The sequence below is a fragment of the Paraburkholderia sp. CHISQ3 genome, assembly GCF_030464945.1.
GTDB lineage: Bacteria > Pseudomonadota > Gammaproteobacteria > Burkholderiales > Burkholderiaceae > Paraburkholderia > Paraburkholderia megapolitana.
The window spans coordinates 456,294-476,935 of the sequence record NZ_JALPRG010000001.1; the positions used below are offsets into that span (position 1 = coordinate 456,294).

Annotated in this window: 21 protein-coding genes; 14 read left to right on the top strand and 7 right to left on the bottom strand. The window is 64.3% G+C overall.

What is annotated here, in order from left to right; translation table 11 throughout:
• The first annotated feature begins 220 nt into the window (after positions 1–220).
• Complete coding sequence (locus M0D65_RS01985; protein ID WP_266250766.1) at positions 221–2,125, top strand: AI-2E family transporter; 1,905 nt, start codon at positions 221–223, stop codon at positions 2,123–2,125.
• A 105-nt stretch (positions 2,126–2,230) separates the two neighbouring features.
• Positions 2,231–2,869 carry a LysE family translocator gene (locus M0D65_RS01990; RefSeq protein ID WP_266250767.1) on the top strand — a complete coding sequence of 213 codons (639 nt, stop codon included), beginning with the start codon at positions 2,231–2,233 and terminating at the stop codon, positions 2,867–2,869.
• Positions 2,870–2,912: 43 nt separating this feature from the next.
• Here M0D65_RS01990 and M0D65_RS01995 read toward each other — a convergent pair whose 3' ends face one another.
• Positions 2,913–3,698 (bottom strand): class I SAM-dependent methyltransferase, encoded by a 786-nt coding sequence (locus tag M0D65_RS01995; protein ID WP_266251179.1) that lies wholly within the window; start codon positions 3,696–3,698, stop codon positions 2,913–2,915.
• Between the two features lie 261 nt (positions 3,699–3,959).
• On the opposite strand from M0D65_RS01995, the gene M0D65_RS02000 reads away from it, so the two are divergent.
• Positions 3,960–4,496, top strand: coding sequence for a YbhB/YbcL family Raf kinase inhibitor-like protein (locus M0D65_RS02000; protein WP_266251181.1), 537 nt, complete (start codon positions 3,960–3,962; stop codon positions 4,494–4,496).
• A gap of 64 nt (positions 4,497–4,560) precedes the next feature.
• Here the strand turns inward: M0D65_RS02000 and M0D65_RS02005 are convergent, their stop codons facing one another.
• Complete coding sequence (locus M0D65_RS02005) at positions 4,561–5,802, bottom strand: DUF3443 family protein (RefSeq protein ID WP_266250768.1); 1,242 nt, start codon at positions 5,800–5,802, stop codon at positions 4,561–4,563.
• A gap of 11 nt (positions 5,803–5,813) precedes the next feature.
• Positions 5,814–6,323 carry a DUF2844 domain-containing protein gene (locus M0D65_RS02010; RefSeq protein ID WP_266250769.1) on the bottom strand — a complete coding sequence of 170 codons (510 nt, stop codon included), beginning with the start codon at positions 6,321–6,323 and terminating at the stop codon, positions 5,814–5,816.
• A 495-nt stretch (positions 6,324–6,818) separates the two neighbouring features.
• Here M0D65_RS02010 and M0D65_RS02015 point away from each other — a divergent pair, with 495 nt between their 5' ends.
• The 5 genes from M0D65_RS02015 to M0D65_RS02035 all read left to right on the top strand — a co-directional run bounded on the left by M0D65_RS02015 (position 6,819) and on the right by M0D65_RS02035 (position 10,206).
• The gene (locus tag M0D65_RS02015) at positions 6,819–7,952 is read left to right on the top strand and encodes a hypothetical protein (RefSeq protein ID WP_266250770.1); all 1,134 of its coding nucleotides are present in this window, start codon (positions 6,819–6,821) and stop codon (positions 7,950–7,952) included.
• Positions 7,953–8,316: 364 nt separating this feature from the next.
• Positions 8,317–8,655: a hypothetical protein gene (locus M0D65_RS02020; RefSeq protein ID WP_266251183.1), complete on the top strand. Its 339-nt coding sequence runs from the start codon at positions 8,317–8,319 to the stop codon at positions 8,653–8,655.
• Positions 8,656–8,743: 88 nt separating this feature from the next.
• Positions 8,744–8,899, top strand: coding sequence for a hypothetical protein (locus tag M0D65_RS02025; RefSeq protein WP_170275783.1), 156 nt, complete (start codon positions 8,744–8,746; stop codon positions 8,897–8,899).
• Between the two features lie 8 nt (positions 8,900–8,907).
• Positions 8,908–9,402 carry a hypothetical protein gene (locus M0D65_RS02030; protein WP_266250771.1) on the top strand — a complete coding sequence of 165 codons (495 nt, stop codon included), beginning with the start codon at positions 8,908–8,910 and terminating at the stop codon, positions 9,400–9,402.
• A gap of 36 nt (positions 9,403–9,438) precedes the next feature.
• Positions 9,439–10,206, top strand: coding sequence for a response regulator (locus M0D65_RS02035; RefSeq protein WP_266250772.1), 768 nt, complete (start codon positions 9,439–9,441; stop codon positions 10,204–10,206).
• A gap of 13 nt (positions 10,207–10,219) precedes the next feature.
• Here M0D65_RS02035 and hutH read toward each other — a convergent pair whose 3' ends face one another.
• Together hutH and M0D65_RS02045 are read right to left on the bottom strand one after the other, a co-directional pair.
• Positions 10,220–11,881, bottom strand: a complete 1,662-nt coding sequence (hutH, locus tag M0D65_RS02040; protein ID WP_266250773.1) for a histidine ammonia-lyase — start codon at positions 11,879–11,881, stop codon at positions 10,220–10,222.
• A 166-nt stretch (positions 11,882–12,047) separates the two neighbouring features.
• The gene (locus M0D65_RS02045; RefSeq protein ID WP_266250774.1) at positions 12,048–12,932 is read right to left on the bottom strand and encodes a LysR family transcriptional regulator; all 885 of its coding nucleotides are present in this window, start codon (positions 12,930–12,932) and stop codon (positions 12,048–12,050) included.
• A 123-nt stretch (positions 12,933–13,055) separates the two neighbouring features.
• Between M0D65_RS02045 and M0D65_RS02050 the strand changes: the two genes are divergently transcribed.
• From M0D65_RS02050 to M0D65_RS02060, 3 genes are all read left to right on the top strand, one after another.
• Entirely contained in the window at positions 13,056–13,799 is a 744-nt protein-coding gene (locus M0D65_RS02050; protein ID WP_266250775.1) for an SDR family oxidoreductase, read from the top strand.
• Positions 13,800–13,868: 69 nt separating this feature from the next.
• A complete protein-coding gene (locus M0D65_RS02055) occupies positions 13,869–14,762 on the top strand; it encodes an SDR family NAD(P)-dependent oxidoreductase (RefSeq protein WP_266250776.1) in 894 nt (297 codons plus the stop codon).
• A 133-nt stretch (positions 14,763–14,895) separates the two neighbouring features.
• Positions 14,896–15,684, top strand: coding sequence for a sulfite exporter TauE/SafE family protein (locus M0D65_RS02060; RefSeq protein WP_266250777.1), 789 nt, complete (start codon positions 14,896–14,898; stop codon positions 15,682–15,684).
• A gap of 18 nt (positions 15,685–15,702) precedes the next feature.
• Here M0D65_RS02060 and M0D65_RS02065 read toward each other — a convergent pair whose 3' ends face one another.
• Complete coding sequence (locus M0D65_RS02065; RefSeq protein WP_091010182.1) at positions 15,703–15,954, bottom strand: hypothetical protein; 252 nt, start codon at positions 15,952–15,954, stop codon at positions 15,703–15,705.
• Between the two features lie 232 nt (positions 15,955–16,186).
• Positions 16,187–16,540, bottom strand: coding sequence for a BON domain-containing protein (locus tag M0D65_RS02070; RefSeq protein ID WP_266250778.1), 354 nt, complete (start codon positions 16,538–16,540; stop codon positions 16,187–16,189).
• 594 nt (positions 16,541–17,134) lie between these two features.
• Here M0D65_RS02070 and M0D65_RS02075 point away from each other — a divergent pair.
• The 3 genes from M0D65_RS02075 to M0D65_RS02085 all read left to right on the top strand — a co-directional run bounded on the left by M0D65_RS02075 (position 17,135) and on the right by M0D65_RS02085 (position 20,636).
• Positions 17,135–18,607: a TAXI family TRAP transporter solute-binding subunit gene (locus M0D65_RS02075; protein WP_266250779.1), complete on the top strand. Its 1,473-nt coding sequence runs from the start codon at positions 17,135–17,137 to the stop codon at positions 18,605–18,607.
• Positions 18,608–18,856: 249 nt separating this feature from the next.
• Entirely contained in the window at positions 18,857–19,510 is a 654-nt protein-coding gene (locus M0D65_RS02080; protein WP_091010176.1) for a 2-hydroxychromene-2-carboxylate isomerase, read from the top strand.
• Positions 19,511–19,676: 166 nt separating this feature from the next.
• The gene (locus M0D65_RS02085; protein WP_091010173.1) at positions 19,677–20,636 is read left to right on the top strand and encodes a LysR substrate-binding domain-containing protein; all 960 of its coding nucleotides are present in this window, start codon (positions 19,677–19,679) and stop codon (positions 20,634–20,636) included.
• The last annotated feature ends 6 nt before the right edge of the window (positions 20,637–20,642 follow it).

Genomic DNA, 20,642 nt, shown 5'->3' on the forward strand with positions numbered 1-20,642 from the left:
GGCGGCAGGCATCGGCTACGGCGCAAACGTTTCGTATGTGCATTGCGCAGGTTTGCTCAACCGCCCGGGCCGCTATGGACGGCACGCTGTAGCACCACCGATGTGCAGGTCTGCGCGATAAAGGTGACGGTGGCGCGGCGCGCCTGGATGACCGAATCTGCGCCACCACTCCGTTTTTTGATACCGTTCGTCAATCATTGCCATTGCTCAGGTCGTTCCCATGTCGCAACCCAGACCGCCTAACCGCGTTTTTCCCACCGGCGCCCCAGGCATCCAGACCCTGACGACGGTGATCATCAGCGTCGTGGTCGTGTGCGGGCTGTACTTCGGCCGCGCGGTGCTGGTGCCGATCACGCTCGCGGTGCTGCTGAGCTTTCTGCTCGCGCCGCTCGTCGGTGTGTTGCGGCGGCTGCGCATCGGCCAGGTTCCGTCGATCGTCGTCGCCGTGGTCATCGCGCTCGTCACGCTGCTCGCCGTCAGCACACTGATCGCCGCGCAGTTCGCGCAACTCGCGACCGATCTGCCGCAGTACCAGGTCGCCATCGAAGCCAAGATCGAAACCGTGCAGGAGAAGACCATCGGTCGCGCCGACGCACTGCTGAGCCGCGCGTCCACTGCGCTGCAAGGCGTGATGCCGAAGGCCCGTCCGCAACACGGTGGCCGCGCGCAACGCCCGACCGCCGCCGCGCCGATGCCGGTCGAAGTGCACGAACCGATGCCCTCGCCGCTCGAACTGACGCGCCGCGTGTTCTCGCCGGTGGTCGGGCCGCTCGAGACGATGTTCATCGTGATCGTGGTGACCATCTTCATCCTGTTTCAGCGCGAGGATCTGCGCGACCGGTTGATCCGCCTGTTCGGTTCGAGCGACCTGCACCGCACGACGACCGCGCTCAACGACGCGGCCAAACGCTTGAGCCGCTACTTCGTCGCGCAGCTCGGCGTCAATCTCGGCACCGGCGCGGTAATCTCGACCGGCCTCGCGATCATCGGCGTGCCGGGTGCATTGCTGTTCGGCGTGCTGACCGCGCTGCTGCGCTTCGTGCCGTATATCGGCACGTGGATCGCGGCGATCCTTGCCACCGTTCTCGCGGCCGCGATCCAGCCGCAATGGACCATGGGCGTTCTGACTCTCGTGCTGTTCGTCGTGGTCGACATCGTCGCGGGTCAGATCGTCGAGCCGCTCCTGTACGGCCATAGCTCGGGGCTGTCGCCGCTCGCGGTGGTCGTCGCGGCAATTTTCTGGAGCTGGCTGTGGGGGCCGATCGGCCTCGTGCTGTCGACACCGCTCACGCTCTGTCTCGTCACGCTCGGGCGCTACGCGGACCGTCTCAAGTTCATCGCGGTGCTGCTTGGCGACCAGCCGGCGCTCACCCCTGCGCAGATGTTCTATCAGCGGTTGCTCGCCGACGATCCTCAAGAAGCCATCGATCAGGCCATGCGGCTGCTACGCGACCTGCCGCTGATCGACTACTACGACAACGTCGCGCGCGAAGGTCTGCGGCTCGCGCGCACCGACACGCTGCGTGGCGTGTTTTCGCCCGAGCAGCTCGTGCGGATGAACGAATCGCTGCTCGACATCGTCGAGAGCCTCGAGGACATCGGTGGGGCGCCGGACGAACGCTTGAAGCTCGAAATCGCGGGCGCGGTCGAATCGGCTGGACCAGCGGCAGACGACAATGCCGACGGTGCACGAGAGCGCGAGCACGACCTCGCTGCACTGATCGCACCGGCGCGTGGCGCGAACGTGCTCTGCATCGCGGGCCGCGGCGCCTTCGACGATGCCGCTGTGGCGATCGCCGTGCAGTTGCTCACGCGCTTCGGACTCGCACCGGCCGCCGCGACCTACGAACAGTTCCGCAAGCGTCACACCGATCCGGATGCCACCGGCGATGCGACGATCGTCTGCGTGCTTACGCTCGATGCGGCGGAAGCGCCGCTCTATCTGCAGAACCTGCTGCGCCGTGTGCAGGAACGCGCGCCTGCGGCGACGTTGATCGTCGGTGTGGGTGGGCCGGGAGAGAGTGTGGCGGGCGCGAGTGCCGATAGCGATGCGCGCAGCGCCGCGACGTTCCGCGATCTGGTGGGCCTGTGCCTGCTTGCGGGTGGGGTGGCGGCGCGGCCCTGAACAGAGCTCAACAAGCGAACCGCAATCGATGCGCCTGCCTTGCCGCGAATCACGCAACAAGGCACGATATGCCTCCCACCGCCCCTTCTTCTCAGGAGACCTTACGTGAACGCCTCAACCGCCATTGCCGCTATCCTTGCCGCGCTGATGCTCGGCGCGATGAGCCCGGGTCCGAGTTTCATCGTCGTTGCCCGCAACGCGATCGGTGTGTCGCGTCGCGACGGGCTGGCAAGCGCGATCGGCATGGGGCTAGGCGGCGTGTGTTTCGCGGGGGTGGCGCTGGTCGGCCTGTACACGCTGCTGGAAGCGGTCGCCTGGCTGTATGCAGGGCTGAAAATCGCGGGCGGTCTGTATCTCGTGTATATCGCGCTGAAAATCTGGCGCGGTGCGTCGGCGCCGTTTGTCTTCGGCCGCACGGAGGCGGGTGCGCGCGGCAATCTGCGCAAGTCGCTGTGGCTCGGGCTGAGCACGCAGTTGAGCAACCCGAAGACGTCGATCTACTACGGCAGCATCTTCGCCGCGCTGCTGCCGCAGCATCCGCCGATGTGGTGTTACTTCGTGCTGCCGCCGGCAGTGTTCTGTATCGAGGCGGGCTGGTACACGATAGTCGCGCTGGGCTTCTCGAGCCGTCGTCCACGCGAGCTGTATCTGAATTCGAAAGCGTGGGTGGACCGGATCGCGGCGACGGCGATCGCCGCGCTTGGTCTGCGTTTGATGTTCACCGCTTTTAGACGCGGTATCTAACCAAGGCGATTGTGCGGCGTGTGGCGTGTGGCACGGCGCGTAGTCACTCGCCTTCTTTGATCGTGCAGAACGCCGCCGTTTCATAAGGCAGCGTGACGATGTCCTTGCCGGCAAGTTCCGGCTCTGCGGCAATCAACGCGCGCACTTCAGCATCGATCTGCGCGCGTGCTGCTTCCGGAAGCGCCGCAATGAAGCTGGTCGAACGGACTCGCGCCACGATCACATCTTCGGGCGACCCGGTGTGACCGATCGAAAAATGCGCTTCCTGCAGCGTGCTGAAACCCGCAAACGGAAACACGCTGCGCCACGCACCCGTGTAATAGCGCGGTGTGTCGCCTTCGGCGCGGTTGACGATGCGATCGAGCTGCGCCACCCAGCCCACCCGCGCATCGCGCAGATTCCACACGAGCCCTAAGCGCCCACCCGGCTTCAACACGCGATGAATCTCGGCGAGCGCCTCGCGGGTCGCGAACCAGTGGAACGACTGCGCGCACACCACCGCGTCCACTGATGCATCGTCGAGCGGAATCGCCGCGGCCGTACCGGCCAGCGCTTCGACCTGCGGCAATGCCGCCGACAGCTTGTCGCGCATCTGCTCGACCGGCTCGACGGCGATCACCGTGGCGCCGGTTTCCAGCAGACGCGGTGTGAACTTGCCGGTGCCCGCGCCGAGATCGATGACCGTGCGGCCCGCTGCAAGGCCCAGCGTCTCGCGCAGCCAGCCGGCGACGGCCGGCGGATAGTCGGGACGACCGCGTACGTAGTTGTCGGCGGTCGTGGTATAGCCCTGCGCGGCGGCGTGATGAACATCGCGATTCGATGGCGTCATGGTGTGCTTCTGCTCCTGCCTGATGAATGCCTTGCCGGATAGGGCGACGTGTGCGGCGACGATGCGTGCGCCGGAAACGGCACTAGCATACCCATGCGCGAGCTGTTCTACCATGCGGGCTTCGGAGATGAGTTAACCGTGGGCGCAGATCTATTTCTGATCGCGCTCAGCAACTGAAGTCCCTCGTGCAACCCGCCTGACAACGCTAAAGGAATCCGCCTCATGATCCGCCGATCTTCTCTTCGCGCTTTCGTGCGGCCGATGTTCGCTGGTGTGTTCGCGATAGCGACGCTGCAGGCGGTGGCTGCACCCGCGCCCGCAGCCGATGCGTTCACGTTGTCGTCACCGGGTCTCGCCGACGGCGCGACGCTCGATTCGCGTCATGCATCCAGCGCCAACCAGTGCGGCGGCGCGAATGTTTCGCCCGCACTGCAATGGCAGCACGTACCGGCAGGCACACGCAGTTTTGCGGTCACGATCTACGACCCCGACGGAGCGAAGGGGCTCGGGGTCGTCCATTGGGTGCAGTACGGCATTCCGGCAACGCTGAATTCGCTCGATGAAGGACACCCCGCGCCGGAGGGTAGCGTCGGCGGTACGAATCGCACGGGGCATTCGGGCTACTACGGTCCATGCCCGCCGGTCGGGGAGATTGCGCATCACTACGTGGTGCAGGCATATGCGCTCGATCTTGCTCCCGACGCATTGCCGGCCGGACTCACGCGCGACGCGTTGCTGGCGGCGTTGAAGGACCATGTCCTTGCGGCGACGAGTGTTGTGTTGCGCTACGGGCGATAACGATGACACTGCGCATCGCAACCTGCCGATGCGCAGCGTCGAGTGGTCAATACACGACTAGCGTCTAGTTAGACGTGTACGCGACATACGGGCCCGTACCACCGCCCGTCGACGCCGTCCCCGCGATCCCCTGGTAGACGTTCTTGCCATAGAAGAACGGCATACCCAGATCGAGACCGCTCGGCGCCGCCCCGGCGAGATTGTTGAACGCATAGTTGCCCGTGCTGAACAAACTGTCCGCGTTCGCAACGTTGAATTGCACGGTCGCCGATGTCGAGTTCGCCGCGGTCAGTACCGCGCTCATGGCCAGCGTGCTCGACGGAGTGAAGAACGTGTTGCTGTCCGTCGATAGCGAAGCATCGTTGAAGAAGATGCCGTTCGAACCCGAATCGAGGAACCCGCCCGATGAACCTGCCGGATAGGACGTGCCGTTGAAGGAGACAGCCATGTTGCCGTTGCCGTCCGTGGGCAGGATCGTCGCCCCCGTGCCGGCAAGCGCGTTGTTCGACTGCGTATCGATGCCGAACACGAGCGTGCCGGTTGCGGTGGCTGCGCCGGAATCCGGTACCTGAGCGAATTCGACGATCACGCCGTTGTTGTCGTTCGGAAACAGCACGACGGGGTTCGCAATGACCTGTGTGTTTGTCGGATTCGTCCGGGTGCAGCTGGTCCCCGAACACGAAAAATACGTGCCGGCGCCAAGATCGCTCTGCGCGGCGCCGATGCCGAGAATGCCGTTGGCCCCGAGCACCGAAGGCGTGCTGATGCTGGGGCCGGTCGTGCAACCACTCGGCATCGACGCGGCCAGCGACGAATCCTGAATGACCTGGATCGGCAGGTTCGCCGCGACTTCTGCAGACAATTTGATGTCGGCGGCACGCACGGTGCCCCACGTGTCGCCCGAACCGAAGCCCGTGCATTCAGCCATCGTCTGCGTCGTGGCAACGTTCGGCATACCTGCGAGCGTCGCGCTCGGAATCTGCGAAGCGAAGATACGTAGCCCGTACGACCCCGTGTCGACCAGCACATTGTTGACCGTCGAACAGTTCGACGATGCATTGCTGTTCGCCGCGCAGATCGTCACGCTCACCATCGGATAATTTCGCACATTGCCGCCCGCCGGCGAGACGGTGACCTGCACCGTATTCGCCGCATTGGACGACGTGCCGGTTGAAGTACCCGTGCCCGTATTCGTACCCGAGTTACCCGACGACGAACTGTTATTACTCCCGCCGCCGCCACCGCACGCCGTGAGCCCTGCACACAATCCCGCTACCGCGGCCAGCCAGATAATCTTGCGCATCATGTTTCCCCTGATCACTGGATGTCGTTAGCGCTCACGCCTGCCGGCAGAGCCGGCGGCAACCACGCGCGCCCTGCGAACGCGCCCATATGTCCGCCGCTCTGGACCACGAGGTCCGAGCTCTGCACGCTCGCTGCACCGAAGCCGGTGCCGTGCGCGGCCCGCGCGGTATTGAGCGATTGCACGTAGCCTGGAAAGTACGTACCGAGCAGCGTGTCGAGTTCGGGAACCTGCGGTCCTTGCCAGGCAACCGCGAACACATTGCCATTCGAGGCGAGGTACTCGCGCACGACGGTGCCACCTGTCAGCGTGGTCGTATTGACCGTGTAGGGCGTCGCGTTCGCGCTCATGCGACGCGCCGCGAGCGTGGCCGAGGTGCCGGACGTAGCCGATGACGAAGCGGTTGCGCTCGAGGTTGTGGCGCCGGCCGGCCACGTGGGCGCGCCGCCAAGTTCGGCATGGGCGGGCAGTGCGGCAATCGCAGCCGCGACTGCCATCGCACTGCAAACGATGCGAAGGTTCATGTCTTCTCCAGACGTTCTCGATTGAATACCGATTGACCGGCAGGACTGCCCTGCCAGCGATGAAGAGTGTTTGGCATACGTGGCCGCGCAGGTCTCGTGGACCGCGACGCGAATACACGCAAATCGGTACGCGCAATTATCGGTGCGCCAAATGCCGACTTCAAACCGTGTATCCGATATTTTTATTACGAAATCATTACGCAACACCGAAAAGGCATCACACCCAACGATACGTCGACACTCAAGCTGTCGATTCCATGCCAATCGAATGCCATTGAGTTTACGACGGAGCTTAGGAACCCCAAAGAGGGAATTCATTTCCTTCAGTTACCAAATGTAAGTCGAGAAAAGATTTCTCTGCAAAGCGACGGATTCCGGATAGCGCTGCGTATAAACGAAGCACAGCCCCAACCCGGCAGATCGATATCCGATTCCGCATAAACCGCGTATCGAGAAATCCGGGTACCTCGACCATACAATCGGCCATATCGAGCTATGAAAATCCGCACTCAGCAGTTGCAGCAAACGAACGTCCGGATGTCCGCCATTCTTGCCATCCTGATTGCCACGTGCAGTCTCGCTGCATGTGGCGGCGGCGGAGGCGACGACGACTCATCGCCACCGCCCACCAACCCCAACGCTCCGTCGGTCAGCGTCTTCGCAGGTCAACCGGACAACCCGGGCTCGACAACCGGCGCGCTCGCCTCGGCCCTGTTCGACACGCCCGTGGGTCTCTTCGCGGACAACAGCGGCAACCTGTTTGTCGCCGACAACGGTAACTTCACGATCAGCAAGATCGCCAACGGTGCAGTCACGACGCTCGCAGGCACGGCCGGCGCGAACGGTTCCGCGGATGGCGTCGGCGCGGCAGCACAGTTCGGCGGCCCGGAGGAACTGGCCGTCGATTCCGCGGACAACGTCTACGTCACCGACGATGTGGCCGGCTCCGATTTCCTGGCCGTACGCAAGATCGCGGCGTCGGGTCAGGTGACGACCGTGATCGACCCCGCAACCGGCCAGGCGCTCCTGACCGACGGTAGTGCGGGCATTGCAGTCGACCAGCAGTCCAATGCCTATGTGTTCACGACGAACACGAGCACCGGCGCAAGCGTGCTCACGCAGATCACGCCCACGGGAGCGATCAACGTCATTCAACTGGTCAACTCGTCGGGCACGCCGATTGGTCTCATCGATCCTCAGGACATGACCGTCGACGGCACCAACCATCTGTATATCTCCGACGACGACACCAATGCGAACGGCGGCGTGCTCTACCAGGTCGCGCTGAACGGCGCGACCGGTGTAGTGACGGCGCTCGCCGGATCGACGGCGACATCGGGCGCGACGGACGGACCGGGCAGTACCGCGACGTTCGACGGGCTCGGCAATCTCACCACCGACTCCTCAGGCAACGTCTACGCGAACGACGTCAATAACGGCACGATTCGCGAGATTTCTCCGGCGGGGATCGTTACCACGGTTGCCGGTATCGCGGGGCAATTCGGTCTGAACCTCGGGCAGTTGCCGCAGCCGTTACCGACGATCGACGCACTGGCCATCGTCGGACAAACGCTCTATACGACCGCGCCGAATCGCAGCGTAGTGCTGCAGATTTCGCCGCTGCCCTAACTTTGAGGAACTGAAATGCGAATGCTAAGAACGTTGTTGCTCGTCAGCGTGATAGGTAGCGCTTTCGCGATGGTGAGCGGATGCACGGTGAGTCCTGTGACGGGACTCGTGTGTCCGCCCGGTACGCATCCGGGTCCTTATGGACATCGCTGTTTTGCAGACTAGATTGCCTGAGTGCCTCGCGGCGCATGCACAAACGCGAGTGCACTCAGCGATCTTCTTTTACCCAACCCGCACATTCGTAACAAAGTTTTTTCTCACGACGGATCGCCGGTTTCAGAGCGTTGAAGATCATGTGGACAGCTTGATCAGCGTCGTCTGCATCCAACGTTCGTTAGGAGAATAAATCGTGAAATCCAGACACATGTTGTTGCTTTCCTGCGCCGGCGCAATTGCGCTGTTTGCGTCGACCAGTTCCTTTGCGTGGGTCCATGTGGGCGTCGCGGTTGGCGTCCCCGTCGTACCGGTCGTGGTCGCGCCCGCCGTCGTCGCTGTGCCGCCTCCGCCGCCCCCTGTCGTCGTCGCGGCGCCGGTCGTCGTAGGCGGTCCCGTGATCGCGGTTGGCTGGTACGGCGGTCGCTACTGGGACGGATATCGCTACTGGGATCGTGGCGGATGGTATGCCGCCCATCCGGGCTGGGGCGGTGGTTGGGGACCGGGCTGGCACCCAGGCTGGAGACGAACCGGCTGGCATCGCTGGTAAGCGAGCGACGGATTTTTTATTACCGCCCGTTTAACGCAACGTCACATACGACGTTCGCCCGTTCGTCATTACCCCTGGAAGTATCGAAATGAAAGTCAGAACCCTGCTTGCCGTGCTGAGCGCTGCGGCTGCGATCGCCAGTTTGAGCGGCTGCGTGGTCGTTCCCGCGCAGCCTGGATATGCGCCCTACTGGCATCCAGCGCATTATGACGTGTACGGGTACTACCACCCCGGACACTGGTAAACCGCACTATGCCCTCTGAATCGAACGTGACGAATCGTCTGCCGCGCGCCCTGGTCTGGTTGATCGGGGCCGCAGCAGCGTCGGTGATCGTGCTGTGTCTGGCCGGTACGTACACGTTGCTGGTTCTACCGGGCATGCTCACGCACTCCGCTTCGTCACACGCGCCTGCACCTGCATCGGCAACGATGTCCGGTGCGGCACCCGACGTCACGAACATGCCGCCACTGCCTGCAGCCGCATCGGTGCCTGCATCCGTACCGTCGATAGCCACTTCGCCAACACCCGTGCGTAGCAAACCAGTGAGCCGGACGCCGGTACCCCGGCACGCTCAACACGTTGTCAGTCACCATCGAAAGCCAACGGTCCGGACTGTCGCGCCGACCGTAAAGCGGACCGCACCGAAAGCGCCCAACGCGCTGTGGTCACCCGCCTATATCGACGATGACGGTTACTGGCATCCTGGTTACTGGACGACACCGGATGGAAGCGAAGTACAGCCTTGAACCGTAGCCCACTCCGTATGAGAGAGCGCTTTCAACATGGCAACCCGGATACTTGTCGTCGATAGAGATGTCGAACTGTGCAAATCGCTTGGCGATTTTCTGGAACGCCATGACATCGAGGTCAGCACGCTACCGAATGCGGGTCTGCTCGAGCGGTGTCTGGAGCACAGCACACCCGATCTCGTGATACTCGATCACATGCAACCCGGTGGCGACGGGTTAACGGCACTGGGCAATCTAAGAGCATCGGGTAACGAGATTCCGGTGATCATGCTGGCCGAGTCGGCCGACGATGTCGACCGCATCATCGGTCTCGAGATGGGCGCCGACGACTACATCGGCAAGCCGCTCAATCTGCGCGAAGTGCTTGCGCGCGTGCGAGCCGTGCTACGGCGAGCGGGTACGGCACGGCCCGTTAGTGCCTTGCACGAATCGTGGCGCGTGGCGTTTGGCCCCTTCACGCTCGATATCCGTTCGCGTATGGTCCATCACGACGAACAGCCGATCATGCTGTCCGACCGCGAATTCGAATTGCTCAGGATTTTCGTCAATCAGCCTATGCGTCTGTTCAAGCGGGAACAGTTAGCCGAGTTGATGTTCGGGCCGAAAGACGATCGCATGGCGCGAGGACTCGACGTTCTGGTGTGGCGACTGCGTCAGATGATCGAAGTGCGCCCTTCCACACCGAAGCTGATCCAGACGATTCGCGGCCACGGGTACATCTTCGTGCCCGACGGCGAGCAGTATGTGCCGCGGCCGCGTGAGGTCGTCGCTCGGGTGATGGATGAGCAACGCGCAAGATAGCGCGCGCAACGTATCAATCGAGCAGCGAACCGCACACCCGCGCAACCGCACTCGATATCTCGCCACGCACCACCGCGCCACGCAGCGTATCGATATCGCCATGCACCCAGCGGTCGCTTTCGAGCGCCGCGGGTACATGAGCGCGCACGGCATCCCACGCGGCCCGCGTGCCCTGCCCAACCGGATAACCCGCGAGATCGCGCTCGATCAGATCGAGCGCCTGGCACGCGAGCAGCATCTCGGCGGTGACGATCGTCTGCGTGTTCTCGACGATCGTGCGTGTACGTCGTGCTGCGTAGCACGAGTTGCTGATGTGATCTTCGGTATTGCCTTTGGCCGGCAGACTCGTTGCGCTCGAAGGCGAACAGAGTCCCATGTTCTCGAGCACGAGCCCCGTGCCCATGCTTTGCACAACGGAATAGCCGGAGTTCACACCGGGTTGCGTCGCGATCAACCCCGCCGGAATGCCGAAGTTGCATGCGGGGTCAACGAGCCGCGCACTGCGCCGGTCGCAGATCGCGCCGAGATCGGTCACCGTCAGCGCGAGCAGATCCATCGCTTGTGCGACGTATTGCCCATGAAAGTGCCCGCCCGAGATGACGCGATACGTGTCGTCGCTTTCGGGGAAGATTAGCGGGTTGTCGGTGGCGCTGTTGATCTCCGTCTGCAGAATGCCGTCGACGTAATCGAGCGCATCGAGCACCGGGCCATGCACCTGCGGCGCGCAACGCAGCGAGTACACATCCTGGATGCGCGGTGCGAGGGGCGGTACGTGCGGTGTGCCGGCATCGGCGGGGTCGAGCCCTGGCGTGCCCCACAGCCGCACCTGGCGGGACGATTCGGTGCAACGCAGGCTACCGTCCACCACGCGACGCAGCGCCAGCGCAACGCGGAGCTGGCCCCTGTGCGGACGCGCCAGCATCACGCGCTCATCGAAGCACGACAGCTCGCCGCGCAGCGCCTCCAGCGATAGCGCCAGCGAAACCGTCGCGTCGTCGAGCAGCGCACGCGCGTCGTATGCCGCGAGCACCGCATACGCCAGCGAAGCCGTCGATCCGTTGATCAGCGCGGACGCATCTTTGGCAAGCACATCGAAGGTGGGCGGTAAACCCGCGAGCGTGAACGCATCCGCAGCGGACATGATCTGTGAACGAAACTCGACGCGACTCTGCGGCAAGCCCATCATCGCGCCGCTCATCAACGCGAGCGGTGCGAGATCGCCGCTCGCACCGACACTGCCCTTCGCCGACACGACCGGTGTGATGCCGTGGTCGAGCATCGCCATCAAGCGGTCGAGTACCTCGATCCGTACACCCGAATAATTGCGCGCGAACGCATTGACGCGCAGCGCCATCATCGCGCGCACGACCTCGTTCGGCATCGGCTCGCCTGTGCCAGCCGAGTGCGCGAAGATCAGGTTCCGTTGAAACTCCGCAATCGATGCGACACCGATGCGCCTGTTCTTCAATGCGCCGACACCGGTGTTGAAACCGTACATCAGCGGCGCATCGTCGGTAAGCCAGTGGTCGTCGATGTAGCGACGCGTTGCTTCGAGCTGTGCACGCGCATCGTCGTGCAGCACGACGTGGGCACCGTGCCGTGCGATCGCTACGATGTCCGCGGCGCGCACATTCGCGCCGTCCAGTACTACCTGCTGCGAAGCATTGCCTGCCATGGAACCGCCCCTTCGATATGTGTCTCAACGTGCGCTGCGCGCGCCGGCTTTTTGTCGGACTCTGTCGCACCGATCGCGCCTGAACGCAGCGAGGCGTCAGCTTATCGCAGCGTTGCTGCACGGTACCGGTACGGTCAGGCACGCGAACCGCCGATACAGATTGGTTCTACTCGCCGCACACATCCCGCAACCACTGCACGAACACCCGCACCCGCGACGATAGCTGCCGGTTGTGCGGATAAAGCACGGAGACCGGCATCGGCGGCGGCGGACAATCGGCCAGCACGATAACCAGCCGGCCGTCGCGCAGTTCGTCCGCGATCCGGTAGCGCGGTACCTGCACGAGCCCCAGCCCCGCTACCGCCGAGCCGGTATAGAGGTCCGCGCCCGTCACCGAGATCACGCCGCCCATCGCGACGTCCATCACGCGCCCGTCGACAACGAATTCGAGCGGCACGTTCTTGCCCGTGCCGCTCGATACATAGTTCACCGCGCGGTGCGCAGTCAGCGCCGCCAGCTCCGTCGGCACGCCGAAGCGCGCGAGATACGCGGGGCTCGCCACCGTCACCTGCTCCATCTGCGCGACACGCACCGCAACCATCGACGAATCCTGCAGATATCCCGCCCGCAACACGCAATCGACACCCTCGCGCACGAGGTCGACGAGCCGGTCGTCCTCGCCGACCTGCAACTCGATCTGCGGAAAGCGCTCGAGAAACGCCGGCAGCGCCGGCACGACGAAATGCCGCGCGAGCGTGCCCTGCAGGTTCACACGCAGCAACCCTTTCGGCTCGACATTGCGAAACGACCCTTCGGCTTCCTCGAGGTCCGCGATCAGCCGGATGCAGCGGCGGTAGTACGCCTCGCCATCGGGTGTGAGGCGCACCGTGCGCGTCGTGCGTTCGAGCAGCCGCGTGCCGAGCCGCTGCTCCATGCGCTTGAGCAGGTTGGTGACGGTGGCGCGCGGGATCTGCAGGTCGTCGGCGGCTTGGGTGAAGCTTTGCCGGTCGGCGATCCGCACGAATGCCTGCATTTCCTGGAAACGGTCCATCGGGGCGGCTCGCTCCTATTGTTAAAGTGAATGGAATTATAATAACAAAATTTACCCGATTATCTAATCGTCGATAAGCACGATGATTCGTTCACCCACCACCCACTTGAGAGGAAACGAATCATGAACACTTCCACCCAACCCCACGTTGCCATCGTTACCGGCGCCTCGCGCGGCATCGGCGCCGCCGTGGCGCAGCGTCTCGCCGCCGACGGTTTCGCTGTCGTCGTCAACTACGCCGCCGGTGCGGCGAGCGCCGAAGCACTGGTCGAGCAACTGCGCGCGAGCGGTGCTAAAGCGATCGCCGTGCAGGCCGATGTCTCGCGCAGCGACGACGTCCGCCGCCTGTTCGAAACCGCCGAAGCGCAACTCGGCAAGGTCGATGTGCTCGTCAACAACGCGGGCGTCCTGAAGACGCTGCCGCTCGCCGACACCAGCGACGCGCTCTACGACCAGACTTTCGACATCAACGTGCGCGGCACTTTCAACACGCTGCGCGAAGCGGCGGCGCGTCTCGCCGACGGCGGCCGGATCATCAACTTTTCCAGCACGACCCTGGCGCTGAACCTGCCGGGCTACGCGGTCTACAACGCGACAAAAGCAGCGGTCGAGGCGTTCACGCACGTCTTCGCGAAGGAACTGCGCGGCCGCAACATCACCGTGAATGCCGTAGCTCCAGGCCCGATCGCGACGTCGCTGTTTCTCGACGGCAAGACCGAGGCGCAGATCGAAACCTTCACGAAGATGCCGCCGCTGCAACGGCTCGGCCAGCCGGACGACATCGCATCGGTGGTCGCGTTCCTCGCCGGTCCCGACGCGGGCTGGGTGAACGGCCAGATCCTGCGCGCGAACGGCGGCATCGCCTGAGCGCGGTCCGCACAGCACCGACTACCGGCGAACCTCGCCGAACTCATCCAACGTAGAAGGAGCATCACCATGCAATCCGTCATTCTGGTTACCGGTGCCGGCACCGGCATCGGCAAGCTGAGCGCACAGGCGCTCGCCGAAGCAGGCCATATCGTCTATGCAACGATGCGCGACATCGAAGGCCGCAACCGCGCACGCGCCGACGAACTGCGCGCGCTCGCCGCGCAACGCAACATCGCGCTCTATCCGCTCGAACTCGACGTGCTGTCGCAAGCTTCCGCCGATGCCGCGGCCGCCGCAATCGTGCACGCTCAAGGCCGTATCGACGTCGTGATGCAGAACGCCGGCCACCTCGTCACCGGCCCGACCGAAGCGTTCACGCCCGAAGAAATCGTCAAGGTGTTCGACACCAATGTGCTCGGCGCGCAGCGCGTGAATCGCGCGGTGCTGCCGTACCTGCGCGCCCAGGAAACCGGACTGATGCTGTGGATCAGCAGCACGACGACGAAGGGCGGCTTCCCGCCGTTCATGGGACCGTACGGTGCAGCGAAAGCAGCGATGGATTCGCTGGCCGTCACGCTCGCCTACGAGCTGGTGCGCTTCGGCATCGAAACGTCGATCGTGGTGCCGGGTGCCTTCACGCAAGGCACCGACCATTTCCCGAGCGCCGGCAAACCCGCCGATGCCGACACCGTTGCAGCGTACGCGCGCTATGACGGCGTGATGGACCGCATCGGCGAACGCCTCACCGCGCTCACGCCGCCCAACGCCGATCCGCGCGCGGTGGCCGACGAGATCGTGCGCATCGTCGGTCTGCCCGCGGGCACGCGACCGATGCGTTCGCTGATCGATTTTGTCGGAGATGGTGCAACCGAAGTGTTCGAAGTGTCGGAGCGCGTACGCATCGAGTTCGCGAAACGCATCGGCATGGGCGATCTGCTCGAGGCACGCGTGCAACGTTAAGCACGCAGCGCGGGGTTTTGCGACAATGGCGGACTTTCGCCGCGCCACCGGACGCGCGTTCGCCTGAGCGAACGCGCGGCTTCGGACATCGCACTTCGCAACCTGCATCCGACAACCGTCCGCGGTCCGCGCAATGGCCTTTCCCCACATCGAACTGCTGTACTCCGTCTCCGGTCTGGGCGTCGGATTCCTGGTCGGGCTGACGGGTGTCGGCGGCGGCTCGCTGATGACGCCGATCCTCGTGCTGCTGTTCGGTATCCACCCGGCCACCGCGGTCGGCACGGATCTGCTGTACGCCGCCGCGACGAAGGCGACCGGTACGCTCGTGCATGGACTGAAAGGCACCATCGACTGGCAGATCACGATGCGCCTCGCAGCCGGTAGCGTGCCCGCCACGACGATCACGCTAATCGTGCTGCATCGCTATGGCATGGACACGCCTGGCGCCAGCCGGCTGATCCAGGTCGTACTCGGCGCGGCACTGCTGATTACTTCCGTGGCGCTGGTGTTCCGCCCGCAGCTTGCGGCGCTGGCCGCAAAGCGCGACCACGCGCCGAGCCAGGGCCGCACGCTGGGCCTGACCGTGCTGACCGGCGCGGTGCTGGGCGTGCTGGTGTCGCTGACCTCGGTAGGGGCGGGCGCAATCGGCGTGACGGTGCTGTTGCTGCTGTACCCGGCACTGCCGACCACGCGCATCGTCGGCTCCGATATTGCGCACGCGGTGCCGCTTACGTTGCTCGCGGGCGCCGGGCACTGGCTGCTCGGTTCAATCGACTGGTCGATGCTGCTGTCGCTGCTGGTCGGCTCGTTGCCCGGAATCGCGGTGGGCAGCCTGCTGTCGTCGCGGGCACCGGATGCGCTGTTGCGCAATATTCTTGCGGCGACGCTGACGCTGGTGGGGCTGCGGCTCGTGCTGGCGTAGTGGCCGAAGCCGCGCAACTTACTTGAAAAACCGGCAGTTCAGATCGGTCTCGAACTGCCTGACCCAGTGGCCCGCCTCGTCGGCGAAATACGACTGCGCCCAGCCGCCCCGCCGGATCGTCACGAGCGGACGATGAGCCGCATCGTCCGGGTCGGCGCCTGCAATCACCTCGAAGTGCGCGGGCGCAAATCCGTGCCGCGCGCAGACCAGTTCGAATGCCGCCCGTGCGCCGATCGGCAGGTCGGTGTAGCGCTCAAGTGCCCTTTCCATGACGTCCGCTCCCATTGCACGTTCACACAGTACGCCGGAAGCTGCGAAATTTGTGTGTCATCGGCCACGTGTGGACATCGTCGGCGTTTAAACATTCGCGACGCATCGACGCGAACGTACGCGCCATAGAAAACGGGCCCCGGTGAAACACCGGAGCCCGTCTTGGGTTCAGCCTGTCTGTGCCCGCCGCACCCGCGCGATGCGCGAGCCGACGCGGACAAATGCTGGACGCTTACTGCTGCACAACCGACAGCTTGTTCGATACCGACGTCACGCCAGCTACGCCTTGCGCCGCAGCGCCGGCCTTGTCGATCTGGCCTTGATCGGGCACCGAGCCGGTCAGCGTGACAGCGCCGCCACGTGCACGCACGGAGATGTTCGACACGTCGACGCCTTGCGCCTTGCTGATCGCAGCGCGCACCTTGCGGCCCAGCTGGCGGTCAGCCTTCTTGACGGTTTTGGCGCTCGTCGTTGCAGCGGCCGGGGCCGCCGTCGTGTCCGCACCGCTTGCCTGCGCATACACGTTGCACGCCACCACAACGGCTACTACACCACCCAACGCCTTCAGAAAATCGACCGATTTCATGATTTCTCCTTTTGTACTTCGGTTTGGACCGCATCTACCCAGCGGCTTTGTTACGACTACCGGCGGCCCGAACGCGCGGCGCCTGCAAGGCGCGGCGGCGACGGCCGACTATGGCTGCGACACGGTGTGCGAGAGGCGAGAGGCTGCGGCCGCGCCGAACGCCATACGATGCGCCGGCCGACCTGCCGCGCGGACCTGCGACGCGCCCGGTTCTGCTTGTTCCTTGCCGGGTCGCGCCGGGAACCTTCAATCGCGGCAGCGATGCACAATTTAATCTAGCCGCGCGAGAAGCGCAAAGGGTTTAGTGAGCGGGTTTGCCCGCCACAGCCGTGAATCTCACCATCTGGTGCACTGCATCGCAGGCATTGACCTGAGGTGAAAACGTGGTCGTCGGCCGACATCCCCATGTCGACCGGTGCGCACCGATTCACTATTTGTTACGGGTTTGTGACGCCGCGCCGCTGCGGCCGTGCCGCCGTGCGCTGTAATCTCATGTACCATCGGCGCGAACCTGTCGTACAGCGTCGGCGGCCCGCGCCATACGGCTTTTAAGCGCCCGCTGCCTGTTGCCAGGACGTCATCGCTACCTATCCAATGAAACCTTCAAAAGGTCCCGACTCCGCTCCCAGGGCTTCGCGCAAGCCCCGTCTCGTCGCCCGCTTCGTGGCGATTTCCTGGCGCGATCTGGCCGTCTCGTTTGGTCCCATCCTGCTGGTTAGCGTCATCGCGATCTGGTTCGCCTTCCGGCTGATCCAGCCGGCGCCGCCCGACACCCTGACGATCAGCGCCGGCCCGCGCGGCAGCACGTTCTGGGTCGCCGCGGAGAAATACAAGAAGATCCTTGCGCGCAATCGCGTGACGCTCGTCGTGCTGACCTCCGAAGGCTCGCTCGATAACCTCAAGCGGCTGTCCGATCCCAACGCGGACACCGACGTCGGCTTCGTCCAGGACGGCATCTCGCCGTCGACGTCGCGCGACGGGCTGGTGTCGCTCGGCAGCGTGGCGTACGTGCCGCTGGCCATTTTCTATCGCGGCCCGACGGTCGCGCGGCTCTCCGAGTTCAAGGGCAAGCGCCTCGCCATCGGCGCCGAAGGCAGCGGCACGCGCGAGCTGGCGCTTGCAATGCTGAAGGCGAACGGCATCACGCCCGACGCCGGTCCCACGACGCTGCTGCCGCTCTCCGGCGACGAAGCGGCCCAGGCGCTGATCTCCGGCAAGATCGACGCCGCGTTCCTGACCGGCGATTCGGCGCAACCGCCGGTGATGGGCAAGCTGTATCGCACGCCCGGTGTGCAGTTCTACAACTTCACGCAAGCCGACGCGTACACGCGGCGCTTTCCATACCTGACCACGGTCGATCTGCCGCCGGGCGCATTCGATCTCGGCAAGAACCTGCCGTCGGCGACGATCCACATGGTCGCGCCGACCGCCGAACTGGTCGCGCGCGACTCGCTGCATCCCGCGCTGTCGGACCTGTTGATCGAAGCCGCACGCGACGTGCACGGCAAGGCGAGCGTGCTGCAACGGGCCGGCGAGTTTCCCTCGCAGCTCACCCACGACTTCCCGCTCAGCGACGATGCCGCGCGCTACTACAAGTCGGGCAAGAGTTTCCTCTACCGCGTGCTGCCGTTCTGGCTCGCGAGCCTCGCGGATCGTCTGCTCGTCGTGCTGGTGCCGCTCGTCGTCGTGCTGATTCCGGGCTTGCGACTCGTGCCGTCGCTGTATGCATGGCGGGTGAAATCGCGCATTTATCGCTGGTACGGCGCGCTGATCGCCATCGAGCGCGGCGCGCTCAGCGAGACCTCGGCGGCCGAGCGCGACGCGCTGCTGGAAAAACTCGACTCGATCGAGGAATCGGTGAACGGGCTGAAGATGCCGCTCGCCTATGCCGACCAGTTCTATGTGCTGCGCGAACATATCGGTTTCGTGCGCACGCGGCTCTCGCGTGTGCCGCGCGATAACAGCGATAGCGGTGACGCCAGCGATACGGCCGGGCTGTCGGGGCCGTCCGAAGCCGGTCCTGGGGCCGATAACGCGAACCCGGCGGCGCCGACACGATCCGCTTGAATCCGGCGCGTGAATCCGGCGCGTGGGTCTGGCGGACGGGCCTGGCGCATGGATCTGCCGCACGGGTCTGGCGCGTGCATCGTCGAACACCTGAGCAGTCACACGCACCCAACGCACGCGCGGCCCGCTGCACCCGACGCCGCCTTGCCAAAACCAGTGCAGCAGCGCCTTGCACCGCGTAAGATCGACACAGTTCCGGCAAGCCAGCAGCCACGACCAGCCGGGACGAACGCATTCCGGGAGACACTCATGACCGATGGCATCGACGCCAGACAGCCGCTGTGGTTTTACGATTTTGTCTCGCCGTTCACGTACCTGCTGCTCGAACAACAGGACAAATGGCCCGGCATGCCGTTCGTGCCGGTGCCCGTCTCGCTGCACGACCTGTACCGCCACTGGGGGCAACGGGTCGCGGCCGAGATACCGGCCAAGCGCATCTACACGTACCGCCACGCGCTGTTTCGCGCGGACCAGCTCGGCATCCCGTTCCGCATGCCGCCCTCACATCCGTTCGATCCGACCCGGCCGCTGCTGCTCGCAATCGCTGCGCACGGCGACCTTGCTTTCGTGCGCGAAATTTTCCGCTTCATCTGGCGCGAAGGCCGCGATCCGTCGACTGACGAAGGCTTTGCGCTGCTGTGCGAGCGTGTCGGCGTGCCCGACGGCGCACAGCTGATCGCACGCGAGGAAACAAAGGCGCAATTGCAGCGCAATACCGCCGAAGCGATCAAGCTCGGCGTGTTCGGCGTGCCGACGTTCCGCATGAACGATCAGTTGTTCTGGGGGGAAGACGCGTTGCCGATGGTGTTGTACTGCGCACGTACGCCGAACTGGCTGGAATCGAAGGAAGTGAAGCGGATCAGTACGCTGCCGCTGGGCATCACCACGACCTCGAAGTCCTGATTCATCGACGCATCGACACGCCCCGTGATGCCGGCCATACCGCTCGCGCTATGCCGGCGCGCCTGAAACAGCCTAAGGTTATGGACTTCGCGACCCTGCGCGCGAACTGTCCGGCAAGCCGGTTACGCGCACCGCTTCATCCGGACCCGCCTTGCCCTGTTTGATCATGGACGACGATACCGCCGCCTCCCTCGATATCTGGCTCGTGCGCGTGCTGCGCACGCTGCTCGTCGAGCGCAGCGTCACGCAGACAGCGTTGCGCCTGAACCAGACGCAGCCGGCGATCAGCACCGCGTTGCGCAAGCTGCGCGAAACGCTCAACGATCCGATACTCGTGCGCGGCAAATCGGGCATGGTGCCCACCGAATATGGCGCGTCGCTGCTCGCCGCAGCTCAGCGCGCGTTGCGTGAGGTGGACTTCGTCGCGACGCCGCACGGCGATTTCGATCCGGCGCGCTCGCGGCGTACGTTTCGCGTCGCCGCACCGGACTATCTGAACGACTTCTTCATGCCGACGGTCATCGCGCAGTTCCGCGAGGCCGCACCGCATGCGCATCTCGAGATCGACTCGCTGAATCCGATGCTCGATCACACCGCTGCACTCGATGCCGGCGAACTCGATCTCGTGATCGGCAACTGGCCAAAACCCGATGCACGCTTTGCTCGCAGCGATCTGTTCTCCGATACGGTGGTCTGCATGATGCGCGCCGATCATCCGCTCGCGCAGACGCCGCTCACTCGCGATGCGTATCTCGCGGCTCCGCATCTCGCACCGACGCCGTATAGCGGCGGTCGCGGTGGCGCAATCGATATCGGCCTCGCGCGAGCGCATGCCGAACGGCATATCGTGACGACGTTGCCGTACTTCGGGCTCGTGCCGCAGGTGCTGTTGCAATCGGACCTGATCTTTACGACGACGCGGCGCTTCGCGATGCACTACGCGAACCTGTTGCCGCTCGCGGTCGTCGAGGCGCCGATTCCGTTTCCGCGGATCAAGTGTTATCAGCTGTGGCATCCGCAGCCGGACCGGCCGAGCGATATCGGCTGGTTGCGCGGTTTGATGGCGCAGGTGTCGGAGACGCTGATTGCGAAGGGGGCGCGGCGCAAGCGTGCGTCGGTTGTTTGATTCCGG